This window comes from Longimicrobium sp. (genome assembly GCF_036388275.1).
Lineage (GTDB): Bacteria > Gemmatimonadota > Gemmatimonadetes > Longimicrobiales > Longimicrobiaceae > Longimicrobium.
Window position 1 is genome coordinate 1 of the sequence record NZ_DASVSF010000071.1, and the last position, 23651, is coordinate 23651.

25 protein-coding genes are annotated in these 23651 nt (G+C 69.4%); 22 read left to right on the forward strand and 3 right to left on the reverse strand.

All coding sequences use genetic code 11. The features are described 5' to 3' along the window. The first annotated feature begins 421 nt into the window (after window positions 1-421). The gene (locus VF632_RS14540) at window positions 422-922 is read left to right on the forward strand and encodes a hypothetical protein (RefSeq protein ID WP_331023634.1); all 501 of its coding nucleotides are present in this window, start codon (window positions 422-424) and stop codon (window positions 920-922) included. A 66-nt stretch (window positions 923-988) separates the two neighbouring features. Here VF632_RS14540 and VF632_RS14545 read toward each other — a convergent pair whose 3' ends face one another. Together VF632_RS14545 and VF632_RS14550 are read right to left on the reverse strand one after the other, a co-directional pair. Then, entirely contained in the window at window positions 989-2029 is a 1041-nt protein-coding gene (locus VF632_RS14545) for an inorganic phosphate transporter (protein WP_331023635.1), read from the reverse strand. A 7-nt stretch (window positions 2030-2036) separates the two neighbouring features. Then, window positions 2037-2726: a DUF47 domain-containing protein gene (locus tag VF632_RS14550; protein ID WP_331023636.1), complete on the reverse strand. Its 690-nt coding sequence runs from the start codon at window positions 2724-2726 to the stop codon at window positions 2037-2039. A gap of 171 nt (window positions 2727-2897) precedes the next feature. Here VF632_RS14550 and pstS point away from each other — a divergent pair, with 171 nt between their 5' ends. From pstS to VF632_RS14655, 21 genes are all read left to right on the forward strand, one after another. Continuing rightward, a complete protein-coding gene (gene pstS, locus VF632_RS14555) occupies window positions 2898-3992 on the forward strand; it encodes a phosphate ABC transporter substrate-binding protein PstS (protein ID WP_331023637.1) in 1095 nt (364 codons plus the stop codon). 347 nt (window positions 3993-4339) lie between these two features. Next, a complete protein-coding gene (pstC, locus tag VF632_RS14560) occupies window positions 4340-5335 on the forward strand; it encodes a phosphate ABC transporter permease subunit PstC (protein WP_331023638.1) in 996 nt (331 codons plus the stop codon). A 20-nt stretch (window positions 5336-5355) separates the two neighbouring features. Next, the gene (gene pstA / locus VF632_RS14565; protein WP_331023639.1) at window positions 5356-6237 is read left to right on the forward strand and encodes a phosphate ABC transporter permease PstA; all 882 of its coding nucleotides are present in this window, start codon (window positions 5356-5358) and stop codon (window positions 6235-6237) included. 67 nt (window positions 6238-6304) lie between these two features. Continuing rightward, window positions 6305-7093: a phosphate ABC transporter ATP-binding protein PstB gene (pstB, locus tag VF632_RS14570; RefSeq protein ID WP_349263907.1), complete on the forward strand. Its 789-nt coding sequence runs from the start codon at window positions 6305-6307 to the stop codon at window positions 7091-7093. After that, on the forward strand, window positions 7090-7806 hold the full coding sequence (gene phoU / locus VF632_RS14575; RefSeq protein ID WP_331023641.1) for a phosphate signaling complex protein PhoU: 717 nt from the start codon (window positions 7090-7092) through the stop codon (window positions 7804-7806). The genes pstB and phoU overlap by 4 nt, the downstream gene beginning before the upstream one ends. A gap of 608 nt (window positions 7807-8414) precedes the next feature. Further along, complete coding sequence (locus VF632_RS14580; RefSeq protein WP_331023642.1) at window positions 8415-8978, forward strand: type IV toxin-antitoxin system AbiEi family antitoxin domain-containing protein; 564 nt, start codon at window positions 8415-8417, stop codon at window positions 8976-8978. Beyond that, complete coding sequence (locus VF632_RS14585) at window positions 8972-9835, forward strand: nucleotidyl transferase AbiEii/AbiGii toxin family protein (protein ID WP_331023643.1); 864 nt, start codon at window positions 8972-8974, stop codon at window positions 9833-9835. Before VF632_RS14580 ends, VF632_RS14585 begins: the two co-directional genes overlap by 7 nt. 90 nt (window positions 9836-9925) lie before the next feature. Next, window positions 9926-10369 (forward strand): peroxiredoxin, encoded by a 444-nt coding sequence (locus tag VF632_RS14590; protein ID WP_331023644.1) that lies wholly within the window; start codon window positions 9926-9928, stop codon window positions 10367-10369. Next, a complete protein-coding gene (locus VF632_RS14595) occupies window positions 10362-11030 on the forward strand; it encodes an MBL fold metallo-hydrolase (RefSeq protein ID WP_331023645.1) in 669 nt (222 codons plus the stop codon). The genes VF632_RS14590 and VF632_RS14595 overlap by 8 nt, the downstream gene beginning before the upstream one ends. A 28-nt stretch (window positions 11031-11058) precedes the next feature. Further along, a complete protein-coding gene (locus VF632_RS14600; protein ID WP_331023646.1) occupies window positions 11059-11655 on the forward strand; it encodes a hypothetical protein in 597 nt (198 codons plus the stop codon). Window positions 11656-11777: 122 nt separating this feature from the next. Then, window positions 11778-12476, forward strand: a complete 699-nt coding sequence (purN, locus tag VF632_RS14605) for a phosphoribosylglycinamide formyltransferase (protein WP_331023647.1) — start codon at window positions 11778-11780, stop codon at window positions 12474-12476. A 23-nt stretch (window positions 12477-12499) separates the two neighbouring features. Then, on the forward strand, window positions 12500-14065 hold the full coding sequence (purH, locus tag VF632_RS14610; RefSeq protein ID WP_331023648.1) for a bifunctional phosphoribosylaminoimidazolecarboxamide formyltransferase/IMP cyclohydrolase: 1566 nt from the start codon (window positions 12500-12502) through the stop codon (window positions 14063-14065). Between the two features lie 484 nt (window positions 14066-14549). Further along, the gene (gene larC, locus VF632_RS14615; protein ID WP_331023649.1) at window positions 14550-15719 is read left to right on the forward strand and encodes a nickel pincer cofactor biosynthesis protein LarC; all 1170 of its coding nucleotides are present in this window, start codon (window positions 14550-14552) and stop codon (window positions 15717-15719) included. A gap of 73 nt (window positions 15720-15792) precedes the next feature. Then, window positions 15793-17055, forward strand: a complete 1263-nt coding sequence (locus VF632_RS14620) for a tetratricopeptide repeat protein (protein ID WP_331023650.1) — start codon at window positions 15793-15795, stop codon at window positions 17053-17055. 178 nt (window positions 17056-17233) lie between these two features. Continuing rightward, window positions 17234-17776 carry a DUF2007 domain-containing protein gene (locus VF632_RS14625; RefSeq protein WP_331023651.1) on the forward strand — a complete coding sequence of 181 codons (543 nt, stop codon included), beginning with the start codon at window positions 17234-17236 and terminating at the stop codon, window positions 17774-17776. A 133-nt stretch (window positions 17777-17909) separates the two neighbouring features. Then, window positions 17910-19235, forward strand: a complete 1326-nt coding sequence (gene der, locus VF632_RS14630) for a ribosome biogenesis GTPase Der (RefSeq protein WP_331023652.1) — start codon at window positions 17910-17912, stop codon at window positions 19233-19235. After that, a complete protein-coding gene (gene plsY / locus VF632_RS14635; RefSeq protein WP_331023653.1) occupies window positions 19232-19891 on the forward strand; it encodes a glycerol-3-phosphate 1-O-acyltransferase PlsY in 660 nt (219 codons plus the stop codon). The genes der and plsY overlap by 4 nt, the downstream gene beginning before the upstream one ends. Next, a complete protein-coding gene (locus VF632_RS14640) occupies window positions 19888-20898 on the forward strand; it encodes an NAD(P)H-dependent glycerol-3-phosphate dehydrogenase (RefSeq protein ID WP_331023654.1) in 1011 nt (336 codons plus the stop codon). The genes plsY and VF632_RS14640 overlap by 4 nt, the downstream gene beginning before the upstream one ends. Then, window positions 20895-21233, forward strand: coding sequence for a MerR family transcriptional regulator (locus VF632_RS14645; protein WP_331023655.1), 339 nt, complete (start codon window positions 20895-20897; stop codon window positions 21231-21233). The genes VF632_RS14640 and VF632_RS14645 overlap by 4 nt, the downstream gene beginning before the upstream one ends. 273 nt (window positions 21234-21506) lie before the next feature. Then, window positions 21507-22391, forward strand: a complete 885-nt coding sequence (gene lolA / locus VF632_RS14650; RefSeq protein ID WP_331023656.1) for an outer membrane lipoprotein chaperone LolA — start codon at window positions 21507-21509, stop codon at window positions 22389-22391. Window positions 22392-22858: 467 nt separating this feature from the next. Beyond that, window positions 22859-23359 carry a YajQ family cyclic di-GMP-binding protein gene (locus tag VF632_RS14655; RefSeq protein ID WP_331023657.1) on the forward strand — a complete coding sequence of 167 codons (501 nt, stop codon included), beginning with the start codon at window positions 22859-22861 and terminating at the stop codon, window positions 23357-23359. Window positions 23360-23434: 75 nt separating this feature from the next. Here the strand turns inward: VF632_RS14655 and VF632_RS14660 are convergent, their stop codons facing one another. After that, window positions 23435-23632: a hypothetical protein gene (locus VF632_RS14660; RefSeq protein ID WP_331023658.1), complete on the reverse strand. Its 198-nt coding sequence runs from the start codon at window positions 23630-23632 to the stop codon at window positions 23435-23437. Window positions 23633-23651 lie beyond the last annotated feature (19 nt).

Sequence of the window (23651 nt, forward strand, 5' to 3'; positions counted from 1 at the left end):
CCACCTGCCAGCAGCAGAAGGTGCACCCGCTCGACTTCATTGCTCTTTCCATCGCCGCCCTGCGCTCCGGCAACGCTGCACCCAAGCTCCTGGCTGCTGCCACCTGAACGGTTACGTCGCGGCAACAAAGGCCCAAAGTCCTCCTTCGCGGACTGCATCCGCGGCAGGGGTGCACGAGGCCAGCGGACGTGCAGGTCAGGTCTCCCCCTCCCCTGCGCAGCGGGGGACGGGGGCTGGGGGGAGGGGGCTCCCAGAGGAATGCACCGGCAGCCCGTCGAACCCCGACTGAAGTCTCCCCTCTCCCGGCGCAGTTTGCCGGGGGAGGGGCGGGGGAGGGGCCACCCGCGGCATGCACCGAGATCCATCGAAACGCCCCCGAACCCGCGAAGCCTCGCGCACCATCAGAAATCGACAAAGCTCCATGAGGCGGCCTCCCATCCCCCTAATCCTCCCACTCCTCGCGTTCACCCTGCTCGCCGGCTGCGGGCCCAGCGACGAACTCCGCGGTGGCGCGCCCTCCGTCGAAGCACTGGGCCGCGAGGTGGTCCAGGCGCTCGTGGCGGGCGACACGGCGGCCCTGGAAGCATTCCGCACGACGGAGCACGAGCACAACGCCGTGCTCTGGCCTCGCTTTCCCGCCGCGCGCTCGGGTGACCCCGTGCTGGCGTGGGACAACGTACAGATGCGCAACGCGGGAGCCCGGGCGGAGTGGATCGGCGCCTTCCGCGGCCGCCGCGTGCGGTACGACCGCGCCGAATGCTCGGGCAAGGTGGAGGAGTACGGGAGCTTCCAGATCCTGCGCGGCTGCTCGGTGACGGTGACGGACCTCGACGGGCAGCGCGCCTGGACCCCGCGGCCCTTCGACCGCGTGGTCCGCATGGGCGGGGTCCACAAGGTGATCCGCTACGTCGAGGTGGATTGAGGGCAGAACGAGCGGAGGCGCAGAGACCGGGTCTCTGCGCCTCCGCGTCCCTGCGATTCCGCCGGTCTACAGCGTCGGCGCGAACGTGGCCAGGATCAGGTAGCTGATCGCCGACATCAGCGCCGCCGCGGGAATCGTGAGCACCCAGGCCCACACGATCCGCCCCGCGATCCCCCAGCGCACCGCCGAAAGCCGCGTCGTGGCACCCACGCCCACGATGGACCCCGTGATGGTGTGCGTGGTGCTCACCGGAATGCCGAAGTTGGTGGCGATCAGGATGCTCATGGCCCCGCCCGTCTCGGCGCAGAACCCGCCCACCGGCTTCAGCCGGGTGATGCGCGACCCCATGGTGTGCACGATCCGCCACCCGCCGAACAGCGTGCCGACGGAAAGGGCGGTGTAGGCGCATACCTCCACCCACAACGGGATGGTCTCGGCGTTGGGCACGTAGAGCAGGTGCAGGAACCCCGTCTCCTGCGCGAAGATGTGGTTCACCGACACCAGCAGCGAAACGATGATGCCCATCGTCTTCTGCGCGTCGTTGGCCCCGTGCGAAAGCGAAAAGAGCGCCGAGCTGGCCAGCTGCGCGCCCTTGAAGAAGCGGTCCGCGGGGCCGCGCGGCACCCGGTGGAAGAGCCAGCTCACCAGCACCATCAGCCCGAAGCCCAGCAACATGCCGATCAGGGGCGAAAGCACGATGAACGCCAGCGTCTGGATCCACTTGGTGCCCCACTCGATGGCCCCCATCCCCGCCGCCGCCACGGCCGAGCCCGCGTAGCCGCCGATCAGCGCGTGCGAGGAGCTGCTGGGAAGCCCGTACACCCAGGTGATCAGGTTCCAGATGATGGCCCCGGACAGGCCGCCCAGGATCACCGTGGGCGTAACCACGTCCAGGTCGATCATCCCCTTGCCGATGGCCTTGGCCACGGCCGTGCCCACGATGAACAGGGCGGCGAAGTTGAAGAACGCGGCCCACAGCACCGCCGGGAACGGCTTCAGCACGCGGGTGCCCACGACCGTGGCGATGGAGTTCGCCGAGTCGTGGAAGCCGTTGATGAAGTCGAACGCGAAGGCGACCAGGACGATCAGGACGACGTAGGTGACCACGGCGGCCCTACCCGTTCTTCAGGGCGATGCTTTCCAGCACGTTCGACACGTTGTCGCACTGGTCGATCGCGTCTTCGAGCTTGTCGTACAGCTCCATCCACTTGATCACTTCCAGCGGGTCGGGGTGCCCGGAGAACAGCTCGCCCACGGCCTCGGCGTAGATGGCGTCGCCCTCCTCCTCCAGCGCCTTGAGAGCCCGGGTGTGGTCCAGCATCATCTTGGGCTTCTTCATGTTGCGCACGGCCGTCTCGATCTGGCTGGCCGCGCGCTTCAGCACGTCGGCCAGGCGCGCCGCGTGGACCGGGGCGGCCGTCAGGTGAAACATCTGCGCGCGGCGCACGGTGCCGTCCAGCAGGTCGATCACGTCGTCCAGCCGCGAGGTGAGCAGGTGGATGTCTTCGCGGTCCAGCGGCGTGATGAAGCTGCGGTCGATGCGCACGATCACGTCGTGGGTGATCTCGTCGGCCTCGTGCTCGCGCTTCTTGACTTCGGCCGCCAGCTCCGTGAGCCGCGCGGGATCGGCGAACAGCTGCGCGACCAGGTCGGCGCACTCGCACAGGAGGCGCGCGAGGTCGTTGAACATCGGGAAGAACTTTTCGTCACGCGGAATCAGGCCCACGTCGTCCTCCAGAAACTCGAGTTTTGTAACGGCCGCCGGCGGGTTCGCCGGATGCCGCGCGTCCGCGGCTGCCCACACGCCGCGCTCCGCCTCGCCAAACCGGCCTTGGGCCGGATGGCTGCGGGATGTTACAACCGTTACGGCGCCGTTACAAGTGTCGTGATGCCTTCTGTTACACTCGCGTTACGCTCGGCCGGTAGGTTCCGGCACGTCAGGTTTCTGTCCTGTCCCGAACCGGCCAGTGCACGGATGAAAAGAGCAACCGGAACCATCGCCGCGTTCGCGGCGTTTGCCCTTTCGGCCTGCGGAGGCGGCGACGCCAGCCCCGCGGCCATGAAGCAGAAGCAGCAGTCGTCCGCCGCGGGCGGAACCGTCACCCTCACCGGCGCGGGCGCCTCGTTTCCGCGCCCCATCTACGACCGCTGGTTCGCCGACTACGCGGGCGCCAACCCCGTGCGGGTGAACTACCAGGCCATCGGCTCGGGCGGCGGCATCCGCCAGGTCACCGAGGGCACGGTGGACTTCGGCGCCTCGGACGCGCCCATGAGCCAGGAGGAGCTGGCCAAGGCCCCGGGAACGGTGCACGTGCCCACCGTGCTCGGCGCGGTGACCATCGCCTACAACCTCCCGGGGCTCGCCCAGCCGCTGCGGCTGGACGGGGCTTCGCTGGCCGGCATCTTCGGCGGCACCATCAAGAAGTGGAACGACCCGGCCATCGCCGCGCTGAACCCGGGCGTGCAGTTGCCGGCCACCGACGTGATCCCGGTGCACCGCACCGACGGCAGCGGCACCACCTTCATCTTCACCGAGTACCTGGGCGCCGTCAGCCCGCAGTGGAAGCAGGGCGTGGGCGTGGGCAAGACGGTGAACTGGCCCGCGGGGCTGGGCGGCAAGGGCAACGAGGGTGTCACCGGCCAGGTGAAGCAGACGCCGGGCGCCGTGGGCTACGTGGAGCTGGCGTACGCGCGCGAGGGCAACCTGCCCACCGCCGCCGTGCGCAACGCCGCCGGCCAGTTCGTGCAGCCTTCCGTGGAGGCGACCACCGCCGCCGCCGCGAACCTGCAGCTGGGCCCCGACGGCGACCTGCGCGCCTCGCTGGTGAACCTGCCGGGTGCGCAGACCTATCCCATCGTGGCGTGGACGTACCTGCTGGTGCCGCCGCACATGCAGGACTGCACCAAGGCGCGGGCGCTCGCCGGCCTCGTCCGCTGGTCGCTGACCGAAGGCGCCGCCACCGCGCGCCAGCTTCACTACGCGCCGCTCCCCGACGCCGTGCGCGCCCCGGCCCTGGCGGCGATGGACGGCGTCACGTGCGGGCCGAACAAGGAGCGGGTGGGGCAGTAAGGGAGGGGGTTGCCCAAGGTCCGGTGCTCGGGCCGGCGCCCCCCATACCCAACCCTTCCCCCGCAAACTGCGCGGGGGAAGGGAGCCAGTAGAGTGCGCGAGGCCAGCCGGAGCGCGATTCAGGTCTCCCCCTCCCCTGCGCAGCGGGGGCCGGGGGCCGGGGGGAGGGGGCGGCCCCGGCATTCGCCACCGCCGGTCGACCCCGACCGAAGTTTTCCCCTCTCCCGGCGCGGTTTGCCCGGGGAGGGGCGGGGGAGGGGCCCGCCCTCGGCACATGAGCAAGCAGACACGCGAGGGCGCGGCGAGAAGGGTCGCCGCACCCTCCTTCATCAGGACCAAAGGAACGGATGCAACCCGTACCTGAGCAGGCGGGCGCACTGGCGACAGGCCCCCGCTCGTTCGCATCACGGCTGCTCCCTCGATACGCGCAGGGAAACGTCGCCGACCGCAGCTACGCGCTGGCGCTGGGGGCGTTCGGCCTGGCCATCCCGGTGCTCTTCGCGTTCATCGTCGTGCGCGTGGGCGTGGCCTCGTGGCCGGCCATCCAGCGCTTCGGCCTGGGCTTCGTGGGCGGGACCACGTGGGACCCGGTAGCCGGCCAGTTCGGCGCGCTGCCGTTCATCTTCGGCACGCTGGCCTCGTCGCTCCTTGCGCTGCTGATCGCCGTCCCGCTTTCCATCGGGCTGGCGATCTTCCTTACCGAGCTGGCGCCGCGCTGGCTGGCCGCGCCGATCGCCTTCGGCACCGAGCTGCTGGCCGCCATTCCCAGCGTGGTCTACGGCCTGTGGGCCATCTTCGTGCTGGTGCCCTGGCTGCGCACCGCCATCCAGGAGCCCGTCGCCAACGCCATCGGCGACAAGGTGGGGCTGTTCGCCGGGCCGGCGTACGGAAGCAGCATCATGGCCGGCGGCGTCATCCTGGCCATCATGATCGTCCCCTTCATCTCCGCCGTGTCGCGCGAGGTGCTGGCCGCCGTGCCTGTCGCCCAGCGCGAGGCGGCGCTGGCCCTGGGCGCCACGCGCTGGGAGATGACCTGGCAGGTGGTGCTTCCCTACGCCGTGCCGGGGATCATCGGCGCGATCATCCTGGGACTGGGCCGCGCGCTGGGCGAGACGATGGCGATTACGATGGTGATCGGAAACCGGGCCGAGGTGGCGACGTCGCTCTTCGCCCCGGGTGCGACGATGGCCAGCGTGCTGGCGAACGAGTTCGCCGAGGCCAGCGACGACCTTCACCTGGCGGCGCTGATGTCGATCGGCCTGCTGCTGTTCGGCATCACCATCGTGGTCAACTCCGTCGCGCGCTTCCTCGTCTGGCGCGTCAGCCTGCGGGGGGGCAAGTGAGTGGGCCGGCGATCGGGCCCATGACGGCGCCGCAGCACGCGGCGCCGCTTGACCAGCTGTCCTTCCGCGACCGGCGGCGGCGCATCTCCAGCCGGGTCTGGCTCGCGCTGACCGGGGTGGCGGCGGCGCTCACCGTGCTGCCGCTGTTGCTGATCTTCTTTCACCTGCTGCGCGCGGGGCTGGGCTCGCTGAACCCCGAGTTCTTCACCAGCGTCCCGGCCCCGGTGGGCCAGCCGGGGGGCGGGGTGGGGAACGGCGTGCTGGGCACCTTCCTGCTCGTGGGCCTGGCCGGGGCCATGGGGCTGCCCGTGGCCATCGGCGCGGGCGTCTACCTGGCCGAGGCCGAGGGCGGCCCGATGGCCAACGGCATCCGCTTCATCACCGACGTGATGAACGGCATTCCGTCCATCGTCATCGGCATCTTCGTCTGGGCGTGGGTGGTCGTAGCGATGGGCGGCTTCAGCGCCTTCGCCGGCGGCGTCGCCCTCGCCATCATGCTGCTGCCGATGGTTACGCGGACCACGGAAGAGATGGTTCGCCTGGTTCCCCGCGAGATGAAGGAGGGCGCCCTGGCGCTGGGCTTCACCCGCTGGCGCACCACGCTGGGCGTGGTGCTTCCCGCGGCGCGCAGCGGCATTCTCACCGGCGTGCTGATCGCCCTTGCGCGCATCGCGGGCGAAACGGCGCCGCTGCTCTTCACCGCGTTCGGCAACCCGTTCTGGTCCGCGGGGCTGAGCGAGCCCATCGCCGCGCTGCCCGTGCAGATCTTCCAGTACGCCATCAGCCCGTTCGAAGAGCAGCACAAGCAGGCCTGGGCCGCGTCGCTGCTGCTGATCGCGCTGGTGCTGGCCATGAACCTGGCCGCGCGATTCCTGATCCGCAGCCCGTACCGGAGCCGCTGACATGCAAGACCTTACCGCGCAGGCCCCCGTGCAGCGGGCGCCCGCGCTTCCCCTGAACGACGCCGCGATGCCCACGGAAACGCCCACGCAGGCCCCGGCGGAGCTGGCCATCCGCGCCGACGACTTCTCGTTCTGGTACGGCGGCACCCGGGCGCTGAACGACATCACGCTCGAGATGCCGCAGAAGCAGGTGACGGCGCTGATCGGGCCGTCCGGCTGCGGCAAGAGCACGTTCCTGCGGTCCATCAACCGCATGAACGACCTGATCCCCGGAATCCGCCACGACGGCGACATCACCCTGCGCGGCGAAAGCGTGTACCGCACCGGGCTCGACGTGGTGCAGCTGCGCAAGCGGGTGGGGATGGTGTTCCAGAAGAGCAACCCGTTCCCCAAGTCCATCTACGAGAACGTGGCGTACGGCGCGCGGGTGAACGGGCTGGCCAAGGGCCGCCGCGCGCTGGACGACCTGGTGGAGCACTCGCTGAAGCAGGCCGCGCTCTGGGACGAGGTGTCGGACCGGCTGGACCGCAGCGCGCTGGGGCTTTCCGGCGGGCAGCAGCAGCGCCTGTGCATCGCGCGGGCGCTGGCGGTGCAGCCCGAGGTGCTGCTGATGGACGAGCCGGCCAGCGCGCTGGACCCCATCGCCACACAAAAGATCGAGGAGCTGATCTACGAGCTCAAGGACCAGTACACCATCGTCATCGTGACCCACAACATGCAGCAGGCGGCGCGCGTGTCGGACTACACGGCGTTCTTCTACATGGGCTCGCTGGTGGAGATGGGGCGCACCAACACGCTGTTCACCAACCCGCGCGAAGAGCGCACCGAGGCCTACATCACGGGGAGGTTCGGATGAGCCCGACGCCGGGGTTCCGCCACTTCCACGAGGAGTTGGCCAAGCTCAAGAACCAACTGCTCGACATGTCGGGGCTGGCCGAAGACCTGGTCACCCGCTCGCTGCAGGCGCTGCGCGACCGCGACGGCGAGCTGGCGCAGGAGGTCATCCGCCGCGACAACGACCTCGACGCCATGGAGGTGGCCGTCGACGACGCCTGCATCCACCTGCTGGCGCTGCAGCAGCCGATGGCGCGCGACCTTCGCCTGATCACCATGGCGATGAAGATCAGCAACGACCTGGAGCGCGTGGGCGATCACGCGGTGAACATCGCCGAGGCCGTGCGCCACCTGGCCGAGCAGCCCATCTACCTGGAGTTTCCGGAGATCGAGGAGATGGGGCGGCTGGCGACGGAGATGCTGTCGGACGCGCTGGACACCTTCGTCCGCGCCGACGCGGCGGGGGCCCGCGAGGTGTGCCGCCGGGACGACCGCGTGGATGCGCTGCACAACTCGCTCTTCCGCATCCTGCTGACGCACATGATGGAAGACCCGCGGCGCATCGGCGCGTCGATGTCGCTCTTCCTGGTCAGCCGCAACCTGGAGCGCATCGCCGACCTGGCCACCAACATCGCCGAGGACGTGGTGTTCCTGGTGGAGGGCCGCAGCATCAAGCACGGCGCCGAACGCTCCCCCGACGAGCGCCGCTCCGGCGGGGAGCGCCGGGCGAGCTGACCCGGCGGCGCGCTCGACGCATAGGTTGACGCACGTTGTCCGGTCTGATACCTTTGTGGCGTGCCGAAAGCCTCGTGCTTACGGCACGCGCCCGCGCCGCAAGGCGTTCGGGCCGGCCTGCGCCTCGTGAGCCAAGTTTACAATCACGAGGCACGCATCACCCCGCCCATCGGCTCGATGGACGGGGTGATGTGTTTTTTCCTCTTTCCACTCCCAGATTTTTTCATCCGCACGGCCGTCCCGGGGCGTTCCTCGCGGTGGAGTGCAATTAGGCCTCGCAGATCTCTCCGATCCGCCTCCTGTCCCCAATTCGTCGCTTTTCGCGGACCGCGCACAGACCTCTTGTCGATGCGCCCGGAGTGTATATGTTTTCACTGTCGACAGCCTGACCCTTCCGCGTGTGAAAGGCTGGTCTGCACGCGAACTGATTCGTTTGAGAGTCTACGTTTCGTGGACTGTTAGGCGACATGATGTTCTTGGTCAACTCGTTGGATGCTTAAGAGTCTACAAAACGTAGACTCTTGTACAATGAAAACATGCTGAGTACAGTGGGGGGACAAATGAGCCGATAAAGCTCTTGGGTAAGAACAAGGTCACCGGAGAATAGTATGCCGGGAGAGCGATACAACGCTGTTTACGAACTTGCCGTCGAGAATTTTGGCTACTTCACAATTGAACAGGCGACGGAAGCGAATGTCTCGCGTAAAGCCCTCAACGCGATGACTCGGAGAGGTACCCTGGAACGGGTGAGCACGGGCTTGTATCGCGTCCCAGCGATTCCACTGTCTCCATTCTCGGAGTACATGGAGGCGAGCCTCTGGCCGCGTGGGCTCCAAGCGATCATCTCGCACGACAGCGCGCTCGTGCTCCACCAGTTGTCCGACGTGAACCCCGCACGGATTCATATTACCGTTCCAAAACGGCACCGGATTCAGCGGGCGGTTCCCAAGCTCTACAATGTACATCGAGCCGATCTGGATGCAGGGGATGTTGGGTTCGTGGAGGGAATCCCCGTCACTACGCCTGTTAGAACGATCGTGGATTGTCACCGCGCCCACCTCGGGGCTGCGCTGGTGGAACAGGCGATCGAGGATGGAATCCGGCGGGGGGTGCTCAAGCGTGCGGAGGCCCAGTGGCTCACCACCGAGTGCCTCGGCAGAAAGGAATGCTGATGACGGAGTCGGGGCGCCTGAGAAGGCCGACTACACCGAAAACAAAAACGGTGCTCGATCAAATGGTGGGCCGGTACTCAAAGCATTATCAGATCCCACAAGCGCGAATCCGGAACTGGATCTCGTTCATGGTAGTGGCTGGGGCGCTGGAGCGCGTGAGTGATGAGCGCGGTACCACAGCATTTGTGGTGAAGGGCGGCGTCGCGCTGGAGCTTCGGTTACGCATGCGAGCGCGTGCAACCAAGGACTTCGACGCGGTTTTCCGTCACGAGTTCGGCGAGTTGACCGACGTGCTGGACCGCGCCTTCGCGGAGCCATATGGTGACTTCCGCTTCGAACGCCTGGGCGAGGCACGCGATCTGAGAGGGAAGGCGACGCGCCTCGAAGTACGCGTCGAGTATCGCGGGAAAGCATGGGCGACGGTCCAACTCGAGGTTTCGGTGGCCAAAGGACACGTTGTCGAATCCGAACGGGTGCGAGCGACAGACCTCTCGGAACTGGGACTGGACGGTCCCGAGTTTATCCCCTGTCTTTCTGCACGGTTCCAGATTGCGCAGAAGATTCACGCGGTCACGACACCAGAGCGGGAGGGACGGGAAAATACTCGACATCGGGATCTTGTAGACTTGTGGCTGCTGCGGGAACTCGGAACCGAACTGAGCGATTTGCGGAGTGCCTGCGAGGAGGTATTCCTGACGCGAGGGATGCACTCGTGGCCGCCCGAGGTGCGAGTGCCGGAGGAGTGGGCAGAGCCGTTCTTTCGCCTTGCTCACGAGATCGGCATGCCGATACAGGACGTGCATGAAGCAGCGGCCGGCCTGCGGGAGTGGATTGCGGAGATCGATAGGGCGAAGTGACACCCCAGGCAAACCCGTTTGCCTCGCCGCCCACGCACCGCCATCTTGCCGATGCCGATTCGCGGCGCGTATGACAACGATGGAGGGACGATGGCCGAAGGACTGCTGCCGGTGGGGAGCGAGGCGCCGGTGTTCACGGCGGAAACGACGGAGGGCGGGCGCGTCGCGCTCCCCGACTTTCGTGGGAAGCAGGCGGTGCTGCTGATGTTCTATCCCCAGGACGACACGCCCGGCTGCACCCGGCAGATGTGCACCGCCCGCGACGAGGGCTCGCGCTACGCCGAGGCCGGAATCGTCCGCTTCGGGGTGAACCCCGGCAGCCTTTCCAGCCATCGCGAGTTCGTGACCAAGTACTCGCTGGATTTTCCCCTGATCGTGGACCAGGACGCGGAGATCGCGTCTGCGTACGGCGTCCTCCGAGCGGGCGACGAGGTGGGGCGAGCGACGTACCTGATCGACCGCGACGGGCGCATCGCCTACGCGGCCGCCGGCGCGCACGGGGCCGACGAGGTGCTGGAGGCGCTGCGTGGCTGAGGGCCGCGGCGAGGTGGCGGTCCGCTCCTTTACCGGCGGCGCCTTCGCCCAGAACACCTACCTGGTGTACTGCGCACGGACCCATGCCGGCATCCTGGTAGACCCGGGAGCCGCCACCGCCCAGGCGCTGCAGGCCGCGCGTGCCGCCGGGGTGACCATCGAGCAGATCGTGCTGACCCACGCGCACCTGGACCACGTGGAGGGCATCCCCGTCGCCCGGGCGGAGATCGACGCGCCCATCCTGCTGCATCCCGACGACATGATGCTGTACGGCGCGGCCCCCACGCAGGCTTCCTGGTTCGGGATGAGGATGGACCCCCTGCCGCCCGTGGACGGAGAGCTGGCTCACGGCGGAGTGGTTTCGTTCGGCGACTGCAAGATGGCGGTGCGCCTGGCGCCGGGACATGCGCCGGGGCACGTGATCCTGGTGGGCGACGGCGTGGCGGTCGTGGGCGATGTGATCTTCAACGGCTCCATCGGCCGGACGGACCTTCCGGGGGGCGATCTTGGTACGCTGATGACGTCCATCCGCGAGCAGGTGCTGACCCTGCCGGATGAAACCACGCTGCACACCGGCCACGGCGACGACACCACCGTGGGCCACGAGCGCCGAACCAACCCGTTCGTCACCGGCGTGTACGGCGGCGGCGGGTTCGCCTGATCCGCCGATTCCCCTGATCGCATCTGACATGCGTCGACTCCTGTTTGCCGCGGCGCTCCTCCTGGCCGCCCCGCTCCAGGCCCAGGTGGTCCTGGCCGACACGCTCGTGCGCGATTCCGTCCGCGCGCAGGCTGACTCGGTATGGGTGGTGGACGAGGAGCGCGTCAACGCATACCTCGGCGACTTGGTGAGCATCGAGGGTGTGGCGTGGATCGCGGCACTGGGGCTTTGGGACCACGTGCGCACCGAGCCCGACGAGTGGGGCGGCGGCGCCGATGCGCTGGCCGCGCGCATCCTGTCTCGCAGCGGCGGGCACGTGGTCCGCACGTCGGTCCACCACGGCTTGGCTGCGGCGCTGGGACGTACGACGGAGTACCGCCCGTGCGGCTGCGACGGGCCGGAGCGGCGGATCGCGTACGCCATCACCGAAACGTTCACCGACTACGACGTGCAGGGGCGGCGGCGCCTTTCCACCCCCTTCCTGGCCGGCACCTACGCGGGCGCCCTCGCCCCCGTCCTCTGGCACCCGGACGCCGACGCCGCGGAAGCGCTTCAGTCGGGCACCATCTCCCTCGTCTGGGCCATCGCCAACAACATCCTGAACGAGCTATGGGCATCGCCCTGAGCCCGGCGACCTGCATCCGCTCAGCGCACTTTCGTCCCGCCTCGCCCGCCACTCCCGCTCGTTGACGGCTCCGGACGCCCGGTCTACATTCGCCGCGCAATTTTCCCGTTCCGGAGAGCCACTTGCCCGATCCCGCACGCCTCGCCGTTCTCGCTAGCGGCGGGGGCAGCAACCTGCAGGCGCTGATCGACCGCTTTCACCGCGACCCGGCCAGGGCCCCGGCGCGTGTGGAACTGGTGGTCGGCAGCCGCGCGGGGATCGGCGCGCTGGCGCGGGCGGAGCACGCGGGCGTGCCGCACGTTGCCCTGGACGCGCGCGAGCTCGGCGCCGACGCATTCCGCGATCGGCTGCTGGACGCGCTGGATGCGCACGGCATCGGCCTGGTGGTCCTCGCCGGGTGGCTGACGCTGCTTCCGGCCGAGGTGGTGGCGCGCTACGCGGGGCGGATGATCAACGTGCATCCCGCGCTGCTGCCGGCCTTCGGGGGCCACGGGATGTACGGGATGCGCGTTCACCGCGCCGTCATCGCAGCCGGCGTGCGCGTTTCGGGCGCGACGGTGCACCTGGTGGACGAGCGCTACGACGAGGGCGCCATCCTCGCACAGTGGCCCGTCCCCGTGCTCCCCGGCGACACGGCGGAAACCCTTGCCGCCCGCGTCCTGGCGGTGGAGCACCGCATCCTGCCGCTGACCGTCGCGGCGCTCACGGGGGGACGCACGGCTGCGAGTCCGACCGCTCCGCTGGCGTTCGACCTGGTGCCTTCGCTGATTCCCGTCGACGGCTCCATCGCCAGGACGATGCACCTGCCCGACGGGCACTGATCCAGATCCAGAGGACCTACGAAATGCCGCGGGCACTGCTCAGCGTATCCGACAAGACGGGCGTGGTGGACCTTGCCCGCGAGCTCCACGGGCGGGGATGGACCCTGCTTTCCACCGGCGGCACGGCGCGCGCTCTTCGCGATGCGGGGCTGCCGGTCACCGAGGTCAGCGAGGTGACCGGCCACCCGGAGATGATGGACGGCCGCGTGAAGACGCTGCACCCCGCCGTCCACGCCGGCCTGCTGGGCCGCCGCGGCCACGCGGACGACGCCGCGCAAATGCAGGCGCACGGCTACGAGCCCATCGACCTCGTGGCCGTGAACCTCTACCCCTTCCGCGAGACCGTCGCCCGGCCCGACGCCACGCTCGACGAGGCGATCGAAAACATCGACATCGGCGGCCCGTCCATGCTGCGCTCCGCCGCCAAGAACCACGCGGGCGTCTGGGTGGTCATCGACCCCGCCGACTACGCGCGCGTGCTCGCCGCGATCGACGCGGGGGGCGAGGAGCTGGCGCTTCGCCGCGAGCTGGCGGCAAAGGTCTACGCGCACACCTCGGAATACGACCGCGCCATCACGGAGTACCTGGCCCGGACGATGGCGGGAGAGGGCGGGGGATCGGCCGATGCGTTCCCGTCCGCCGTCCAGCTGCGGCTGACCAAGGTGCAGGACCTTCGCTACGGCGAGAACCCCGACCAGCCCGCCGCGTTCTACCGCGAGGAGGGGGCGAGCGGGGGACTGGCGGAACTGCGGCAGATCCACGGCAAGGCGCTGTCGTTCAACAACCTGCTGGACGTGGACGGCGCCCTGCTGGCCATCTCGGCGTGGGAGGGCAGCGGGCTGGCGGCGTGCGCCATCATCAAGCACACCACGCCGTGCGGCATCGCCGTCGGTGCGGACGCGCCCGAGGCCTACCGCAAGGCGCTGATGACGGATCCCACCAGCGCCTTCGGCTCGGTGATCGCCTTCAACGTTCCCGTGACGGAAGAAGCGGCCGTGCTGCTGCGCCCCAACTTCGTCGAGGCCATCGTCGCCCCCTCCTTCGTGGAGGCTGGACTGCGGCTGCTGACGGAAAAGAAGAACCTGCGCCTGCTCGAGATTCCGCGCCTCGCATCCAACGCAAACGAGCTGGACTGGAAGCGCGTTCGGGGGGGATTCGTGGCGCAGACGCGGCTGGGGATGGGCTTTCCCGAGGACGGCTGGCGCGTGGTCACGCAGCGGCAGCCGTCGGCGGGCGAGATGGACGACCTGCGCTTCGCCTGGCGCGCCGTGGCCTCGGTGAAATCGAACGCGATCCTGCTGGCGCGCGACGGCATGGCGCTGGGGATCGGGGCGGGGCAGATGAGCCGCGTGGATTCGTCGCGCATCGCGGTGATGAAGGCGCGCGACAACGGGTTCGATTTTCAAGGCGCGGCGCTGGGCTCGGACGCGTTCTTCCCCTTCCGCGACGGCGTGGACGCCGCGGCCGAAGCGGGGGTGCGCGGCATCATCCAGCCGGGCGGCTCCGTGCGCGATGCGGAGGTGATCGCGGCGGCGGACGAGCACGGCATCGCGATGGTGTTCACCGGGCGCAGGCTGTTCCGGCACTGAGCTTTGGGCTGAGGTGCGACGCGGGGACAGAGCAGGGCCTCGGTCCCGCTGGGCCCTCACCGGCCGCGCTGACACGCGTGCCACCCTCTCCCACAAACAGCGTGGGAGAGGGGGTATACTTCTGGCTCGAGGCGTGGGTGGGCAGGTCCGGTGCTCGGGCCGGCGCCCCCCATCCCCAGCCCTTCCCCCGCAAACTGCGCGGGGGAAGGGAGTCAGTTGAGCGCGCGGGGCCAGCCGGAGCGCAATCGAATTCTCCTCTCCCCCACGGGGTTTATGGGGGAGAGGCCGGGAGTGGGGGGCGGCCGTGGTGTGCGCCCGTGTCAGCCGCGCCGCAACAAAGGCCTCTCCGTCCGCTGCGTGGAGGGGCCCGAGGCGGGGCGCGTTTGACGCCGCATGGCCCGCGCCCTAGAATGCGCGGCGTTTTTCCACCGCCGAGCCCGCGCGAAACCCGCGCGCCGCGAAGCGCCGAACGGACGGGCAACGAGTGCGCGGACTGATCTTCGACCCCTTCGCCGGGGTCAGCGGCGACATGACCGTCGCCGCGCTGCTGGACCTGGGGCTGCCGCTGGAGTGGCTCCAGCGCTTCGTCGCGGACCTGAACCTGGGCGACATCGGCGTGAGCGCCGAGCGCGTGGACCGCAAGGGGATCGCTGCGACCAGGCTGGTGCTGAACCTGCCTCACGAGCACGCGCACCGGCACCTGCACCACGTCGTAAAGATCATCGAGGGCACCCGCGTGAGCCCCGAGGTGCGCGACCGTGCGGTGCACGCGTTCACGCTTCTTGCTGAGGCCGAAGCCGCGGTGCACGGTACCACGGTGCAAAAGGTGCACTTTCACGAGGTGGGGGCGCTGGACGCCATCATCGACGTGCTGTGCGCCGTTGCCGGGTGCCACGAGCTGGGCGCGACCGAGTTCTACACCCGCCCGGTGGCGCTGGGGCGGGGGTGGGTAGACATGGCGCACGGAAACTTTCCCGTGCCGCCGCCCGCGGTGCTCAAGCTGCTGGCGGGCATCCCCGTGCGCGACCCCGAGTTCGAGGGCGAGTGCACCACGCCCACGGGCGCCGCGCTGGTCAAGGCGCTGACCAACGGCGCGCCGCCGCCCGTGACCTTCACGCCGCTGGCGAACGGGTTCGGCGCGGGAACGCGCGACCCGCAGGACCGGCCCAACGTGCTGCGCCTGATCCTCGTCGAGCCGCAAGCCGGGGGCGAGGACGCGGTGATGGTGGTGCAGTGCGACGTCGACGACCTGCCCCCCGAGTACGTGCCCGCGCTGCTGCAGGCCGTGCTGGACGCGGGCGCGGCCGACTGCTCGGCGCAGCCGCTGGTGATGAAGAAGGGGCGCACGGGCGTCCGCATCGAGGCGCTGTCCGAGCCGGGGGCGCTCGACGCGGTGCAGGCCGCTCTCTTCCGGGCGGGAACCACCATCGGCCTGCGGTTCTGGCCGGCGGCGCGGCGCACCCTGCCGCGGCGGATGGAAGCAGTGACGTGGCGCGGGCAGGAGATCCGGGTGAAGCGTTCGGCGCTCCCCGGTGGCGGCGAGCGCGCCAAGCCGGAGTTCGACGACGTGGCGCGCGCCGCCGCGAACCTGGGGATCACTCCCCTGGAGGCGTACCGGGGCCTGCTGGCCGACGGCGTGGCCCGGGAACAGTGAACCGGCCGGATGCGTCCGGCCCGTATCGGCCCGCTCCCGGCGGAGCGGGCTTTTCCACCAACGGAGGATGCTGATGAAGATCGATCGTGGCCTGGCCGTGGTGCTGGGCGGCGTGCTGGCGGCGGCTGCCTGCGCCCCCGCCGCCGGAACCGGTGGGGGCGCGGGCCCGCGTATCACGGTGCCCGTTCCGAGCGTCACCTGCGCGAGCGGGCCCCTGACCAGCTTTGCGCAAGCCGACTCCGCGGCCAGCTCCATGGCCCTGGTGGGCACCATGGCCGACTCGGCACAGGGCCCGGCGTACGCCTCGGCACTGGCGCAGGCGCGGCGCGCGGTCGCAGCGCAGCCCGAGAACGCTTACGCGCAGTACCTGGCGGGCCAGGCGGCGCTCCTGACGGGCGACTTCGCCGCCTCCGCCACCTATCTCGCCCGCTCGGAGCAGCTCTGCCCCGAGCTGGGCGTGTACGACATCAACCGGCTGCAGGCGGCGGGGGCGGGCAACGCCTTCAACGCCGCCACCGGGCTGCTGCAGGCGGGTGACACCACGGCCGCCATCGGCAGCCTGGAAACGGCCATCGCGCTGGACCCCAACGCCTACGCGGCCGAGTTCTACCTGGGGCTGATCAACTTCCAGCGCCAGAACACCGGCGAGGCCGTCACGCGCTGGCGCCGGGTGCTGCAGCTGCTGGAAACGATGCCGGCCGACACGTCGGCGGCGGAAAACCAGCAGCGCCTGGACGTGCGCGGCAACGTGGTGAACGCCATGGTGCTGGCCGGCGTGCAATACCTGCAGCGGGAGCAGAACGAGCCCGCCATCCCGCTGCTGCAGGAGCTCACCCGGACGGTGCCCAACAGCGCCGATGCCTGGTACCACCTGGCGCTTGCCCAGTACAACCTGGAGCGCTGGAGCGACCTGGTGGCGTCCGGCCAGCGCGCCGTAGAGGTGGCGCCGCTCAGCTACGGCGCGTGGCTGCTGTATTACAACGCCTACGCGGGCCAGGCGCAGGCCGCCTCCGAGGCCAACCAGACGGCGCGTGCCAACGAGCTCAGCCGGCAGGCCACGCAGGTGCGCACCCGCAGCGAGGCACTTCCGCTGCGCATCGAGGGGCTGTCGATCGACGTGGGAGACGAGGCCACCGCCATCACCGGCACCGCCGTCGGCACGGGGCGCGCGGCCCCGGTCACGGTGGAGTTCACGCTGTACGGAGTGACGGGAACGCTGGGCACGGGACAGGTGACCATCACCCCGCCCGCGAAGGACCAGCGCGCCCCGTTCAACCTCACGGTCGCCAACACCCGCCCCATCACGGGCTACAGCTACCGGGTCGTGGGGCAGTAACCAGTACCGGCAGCAACGAAAGCAGCCGCGGCCGGTGGGGAACGAGTCCCCGCCGGCCGCGGTCGCTTTCTTTCCGATTCTCCGCGTTCGGGTTCCCTCCTACCTCTCTGCACGCTTCTTGCGCCTCCGGACGCCCGCGGCACCGTCGCCGCGGCCCCCACGTCCGGAGACCCGATCCTTGTCCGTCGAAAGCCCCGAGATTCCCGAGCAGGCGTTTCAGTGCGAGCGCTGCGGCGCCGAGTACGCCGGCGGCGAAGGCTGCCCCATCTGCGGCCTGCTGCGCGCCCCCGTCGCCTGCGAAGACGGCAGCCAGACCAACTTCCGCTGCGTCATCTGCGAGGCGCCCGTCTGCGGCAGCGAGCCCGAAGGCACCCGCCCCGTCACCTGCCAGCTGCACGAAGGCATTCCCGTGATGGAGGCGTGGGCCCAGGTGTACACCACCTCCGACGAGATCGAGGCCGGCCTGATCGTGCAGAACCTGCAGTCCGAGGGCGTGGACGCGCAGCTCTTCTCGCAGAAGGACGGCATCTTTCCCGTGGACCTGGGCGAGCTGGCCATCGTGCGGGTGATGGTGCCCACGTGGGAGTACGAGGGCGCCATCGAGATCATCCGCGCCCACATGGACACCAGCGGCGAGGTGAGCTTCGCCTGCCCGGCCTGCGGCGAGGCCTACGAGCCCGGCGACACCGCCTGCACCAGCTGCGGCGCGCCGCTGGGCTGAACGGCGGTTCCGGAAGTCACGAAAGCAACGGATGCACGGAAAGTGACGGCCTCGCGGATTCGCGGCCGTGGGTCCGGGCTGTTACTTTTGTGGCTTTCGTGCCTTTCCCTACTTTCGTCCGTCAAGAGCACTCGTGAAGCTACCCGTGGTGGCCGTCGTCGGCCGGCCGAACGTCGGCAAGTCCACCTTTTTCAATCGCGTCCTCGGCGAGCGCATCGCCATCGTCGAGGACCGCCCGGGCGTGACCCGCGACCGCAACTACGCCCGCACCGAGTGGAACGCGCGCGAGTTCTACCTGGTCGACACCGGGGGGATGGTCGAAAACTCCGACGAGCCCATGGACCGCCTGATCCGCGACCAGGTGCTCACCGCCATCGCCGAGGCCGACGTGCTGGTGCTGATGGTGGACGGCCGCGCCGGGCCCCACCCGCTGGACTACGCCGTCTCCGAGCACCTTCGCCGGGCCGCCAAGCCCAACGTGCTGCTCGTCAACAAGATGGACAACCTGGGCGCGCCCACCGCCACCGGGCACCACGACTTCTGGGACCTGGGGCTGGGCGAGCCGCACCCCGTCAGCAGCCTCAGCGGCAAGGGGAGCGGCGACGTGCTGGACCTGATCGTCGAGCACCTTCCCGACATCGAGGGCGAAGAAGAAGAGGCGCTGCGGGTGGCCGTCATCGGGCGGCCGAACGTGGGCAAGTCGTCGTACGTCAACCGCCTGCTGGGTGAGGAACGGCTGGTGGTGTCGGACGTGGCGGGTACCACGCGTGACGCCATCGACACGCCCATGCGCTACCAGGGGCAGAAGCTGGTCTTCGTCGACACGGCGGGGCTGCGGCGGCAGGCCAAGATCGATGAGGGCGTGGAGTTCTACAGCTCGCTGCGGACGGAACGCGCCATCGAGCGGGCCGACGTGTGCCTCCTGCTGCTCGACGCCACCGAGCCCATCGCCGTGCAGGACCTGAAGATCGCCGAAAAGGCGTGGGACACGGGGAAGGGGCTGATCATCGTCTGCAACAAGTGGGACCTGGTAGAGAAGGAGACCATGACGGCGCCGCGGTACGAAAAGGAGATCCGCGAGCGCGCGCCGTACCTGCAGTGGGTTCCCATCCTCTTCACCAGCACCCTTACCGGCCAGCGGGTGCACCGCGCGCTGGAGCTGATCGTCGAGGTGCAGGAGCAGCGGCAGCGCCGCATCTCCACGCACGAGGTCAACGAGGTGATGCGGGCGCTGACGATGCGGACCAAGCCGCCCGCCTCGCACGGCCGCCCGGTGAAGTTCCTGTACGGCACCCAGGTGGCCGTCACGCCGCCCACGTTCATCCTGTGGGTGAACGATCCGGACGGCGTTCCCGAGAGCTACGAGCGCTACCTGATGAAGGGTTTCCGGGAGGCGTGGGGGTTCCAGGGCTCGCCGCTGGTCATCCGGCTGCGCCGCCGCGAGGAGGAGCGGGAGTGACGCCCGCCCTGCTCGTCCTGGCCGCGTACCTGGTCGGCGCCATCCCCGCCAGCTACATCGCCGGGCGGCTGGCGAAGGGCATCGACCTGCGCAAGCATGGCAGCGGCAACCTGGGCGCTACCAACGCCTTCCGCGTCCTCGGCGCGAAGGTGGCGGCTCCCGTGGTCGTCTTCGACATCCTCAAGGGCACGCTTCCCGTCATCGCCTTCAGCCGGTGGGACGGCTCGGGGGATTGGCGCTGGGAGCTGGCGTACGGCGCGGCGGCCATCGTCGGCCACGTCTTTCCCGTGTACATGCGCTTCCGCGGCGGCAAGGGCGTCGCCACCAGCGCGGGGGTGTTCCTGGCCCTGGCGCCCGAGGCCGTGGGGCTGGGGCTGCTCACCTGGCTGATCGTTCTCAAGCTGACGCGCATGGTGTCGGCGGGGTCCATCGCCGCGGGCGTGGTCGTGGGCGTGCTGCTGGGCTTGAACGTGCCCGCCGAACGGCTGGAGGTGCGGATCCTGGGCGGCCTGATCGTGGCGTTCATCATCTTCGCCCACCGCGCCAACGTCGGGCGGATCCTACGGGGCGAGGAGCACCGCTTCGGGATGAAGAAGGAGCCGCGGGCCACGGTGGCCGCCGCGGCGGTGACGGCGGACGCAAAGGGGCCCGAATGACGTCGCGCGCGGCGGTGATCGGCGCGGGAAGCTGGGGCACCGCCCTTGGCAACCTGCTGGCGGGCAAGGGCATCGACACGGTGGTCTGGTCGTACGAGCCCGACGTGGCGGATTCCATCAACCGCGAGCACGTCAACCGCAAGTACCTGGACGGTATCGAGCTCGCGCCGTCGATGCACGCCACGCCCGACATGGCCGAGGCGGTGCGAGGCGCCGACCTGGTGCTCTCCGTCTCGCCCTCGCACGTGGTCCGCCAGGTGATGGCGCAGGCGGCCGAGCACATGGAGGACGGTGCCCTGCTGGTCAGCGCGTCGAAGGGCATCGAGAACGATTCGCTGAAGACGATGGACGGCGTACTGGCCGACGTGCTTCCCGAGCGGGCGGCGCGTTCGGCCTGCTTCCTTTCCGGGCCCAGCTTCGCCATGGAGGTGGGGCGCGGATTTCCCACCGCCGTGACCATCGCCTCGCACGACGCCGATGCGGCCGTGCGCGCGCGGGACGCGTTCCAGACCGCCCGCTTTCGCGTGTACACCAGCGCCGACGTGGCCGGGGTGGAGCTGGGCGGGGCGGTGAAGAACGTCATCGCCATCGCGGCGGGAACGGTGGAGGGGATGGGGTTCGGCTTCAACACGCAGGCGGCGCTGATTACCCGCGGGCTGGCGGAAATCACGCGGCTTGGGCAGGCGATGGGGGCGGACCCGCGGACGCTTGCGGGGCTGGCGGGCATCGGCGACCTGATGCTCACCTGCATGGGCGGGCTCAGCCGCAACCGAACCGTGGGCGTGGAGCTCGGACGCGGACGCAAGCTCGACGACATCCTGGGCGGGATGGTGATGGTGGCCGAGGGGGTGAAGACGGCCCGCTCGGCGCGCGACCTGGCCCGGCGGATGAACATCGAGATGCCCATCGTCGAGGCCGTCTACTCCATGCTGTTCGAGGAGCTGGACCCGCGTCGCGCCGTGGAGCAGCTGATGCTGCGCGAGCCCAAGGCGGAGCACCACGGATGAAGCGCCCGCAGCGCGAGTTCTATTCGATCGGCGAGGTCTGCGAGCTGTTCGACGTGAAGCCCCACGTGCTGCGCTACTGGGAAACGCAGTTCCCCGCGCTGTCGCCGCCCAAGAACCGCTCCGGAAACCGCGTGTACCGCGCACGCGACCTGGAGCTGATCGCCCTCATCCGTCACCTGGTGCACGACGAGCGCTACACGCTGGAAGGCGCCCGCAAGCGCATCGACGAGCTGCGCCAGGAAGGCGCCGCCTCCGAGGCCGCCTCGCGCGCGCTGGAGCGCTCGTTCGTCCGCTCGCTGCGGGCGGAGCTGGAGGAGATTCTGGAACTGCTGTGAACGGCAGTGAGTGCGTGAGTGCGTGAGTGCGGGCCGATCGAAACGCCCGCCGCCCGCGCGATGTCATCCCGACGGAGCGGCCACGGCGAACCAGCCGCTGCACCGTCGACGGCAGCGACCGAGGGATCCGCCACACATTCCGCTCGGTGCACCGTCCCCGCCCGCGCACCGCATCCAGGCTCTCCGAACTGCGGACAGGAACGCTCGTTGCTTCGGCCGGGTATCCTACAACCAGCGTCACGACCCCGACTTCACCGAACGCGTGGACGATAGATGATGATGAACCACCTCCGAATTCCCCTGCTCGCGCTGACGGCCGCCCTGGCGGCGTGCGGCGGCCGCGGTGAGCCGTCGACCGCCAGGACGGACGCGCCGAAGCAGGCCCCGGCCGATGGACAGGCCCCCGCCGCGCGCATCCAGCGCCCGGCGCCCGGCACCGGCCAGCCGGTGGACGTCACGAATCCCGCGCTCCCGGCGCCCCGCCGCGACGGCACGGCGCAGCCAGCAGCGGCCCCGGGCCAGCCCGCGCCTGGACAGGCGGCGCCGGCCCCTGCGGCGGGAGCGCGGAGCTCGGACCGCGCGGCGGAGATCCTGACGCGGGTGGAGCAGGCGGCCTACGGCATCCGCTCGCTGGAGGCCGACTTCACGCAGACGCTGAACGTCCCCCTGCTCGGCAGCAACCAGCGCAGCTCGGGCAAGCTGTACCAGCGCAAGCCCGACCGCTTCCTGATGCGCTTCAGCGACCCGGACGGCGACGTGATCGTGGCGGACGGGCGGTACTTCTGGCTGTACTATCCCAGCAGCGACCGCACGCAGGTCATCCGCACCAGCATCGCCGAGGGCGGGCAGAGCGTAGACCTGCAGCAGCAGTTCCTCAGCAACCCCAACCAGCGCTTCGTCGCCACGCTGGCGGGCGACGAGTCAGTCGCGGGGCGGTCGTCGTACGTGCTGACGCTGGTGCCGCGCGGCGCCTCGGCGTACAGGATCCTCAAAATCTGGGTGGACAAGGAGGACTACCTGGTCCGCCGCTTCGAGATGACCGAGGAGAACGAGTCCGTCCGCCGGGTGGAGCTGCGGAACGTCCGCACCAACCACGCGCTGGCCAATAGCCTGTTCACCTTCACGCCCCCCGCCGGCGCGCAGATCATCCAGCAGTGACGTGATCGGCGGGTGGTGAACACGAGGCCCTCTCCCGGATGCGGGGGAGGGCCGCGTCGCGTGTCCGGGAGTGGGTAGACCCGTCGCACGCCACACCTGCCGAGGCGCGATCGAAGTCTCCCCTCCCCGCATGCGCAGCATGCGGGGAGGGGCCGGGGGAGGGGCCACCTGCGGCATGCACCGGCAACCCGTCGCAGTGCGCCCACGCCTCGGCGGGACCGGTCCAGGGTCTCCGTGACCGCTGCCGCGCCCAGGTTTGTACGTGTCCGCGGTTAGATCCTTCGGCCCGCGTGGTGTCGCGCCAGAGCGAGTGCGATGCGCTTGGGCCTCACAGGATGACAGGGTTGGATTGCGCGACCCGCGGCTGGCGGCCCGGCGGGATTCCGGCCTTCGGTCCGCTTGCCTCACGCGCGCCACTCGGCCTACATTGGCGCCGAGACAATGAACTGCTACGGGGCGACTTACGTATGGCCAAGACATCCAGCTTCGACATCACCTCCAGCGTAGACCTGCAGGAGGTGGACAACGCCGTGAACCAGGCGACCAAGGAAGTCGCGCAGCGCTACGACTTCAAGGGCGCCACGGTAGAAATCGACTTCAGCAAGAAGGACGGCACGCTCAAGCTGCTGGCCGACGACGAGTACAAGATGACGGCGCTGATCGACATCATCCAGAGCAAGTTGATCAAGCGCGGCGTGCCCATCCGCAACCTGGACTACGGCGAGGTGGAACAGGCGTTCGGCGGCAAGGCGCGCCAGACGATCACCCTGGTGCAGAGCATCAGCACCGAAAAGGGCAAGGAGATCGTCAAGTCCATCAAGGAAGCGGGCTTCAAGAAGGTGAACGCGCAGATCCAGGACGAGCAGGTGCGGGTTACGGCGCCCTCCATCGACGACCTGCAGGCCGTGATCGCCCACCTGAAGAAGCAGGACTTCGGGCTGGAGCTTGCGTTCGGCAACTACCGCTAGCCGGTGGTGGGGAAGAAGCGACGCGTGCCGTCCCGAGCTCAGTCGGGACGGCACGCGTTCATCCACGAGGAATGGTCAGTTCAGGCCGTCGGTGTGGTCGCCCTGCGCGGAGTCCTGGCGGGCCTCGGCCTTCTCCTCGGCGGCCTCTTCGGTGTCGCCCGAGCGGGCCTCTTCGGCCGCTTCGTTGTTGTGGTCTTCGGCGTTGTCGTTGCAGGCCGCGGCGCCCAGCGAGAGCAGGGCGAGCAACGCGGCCATCCAGAATCGGTTCTTCATTCGTACCAGTCCAGGTGTA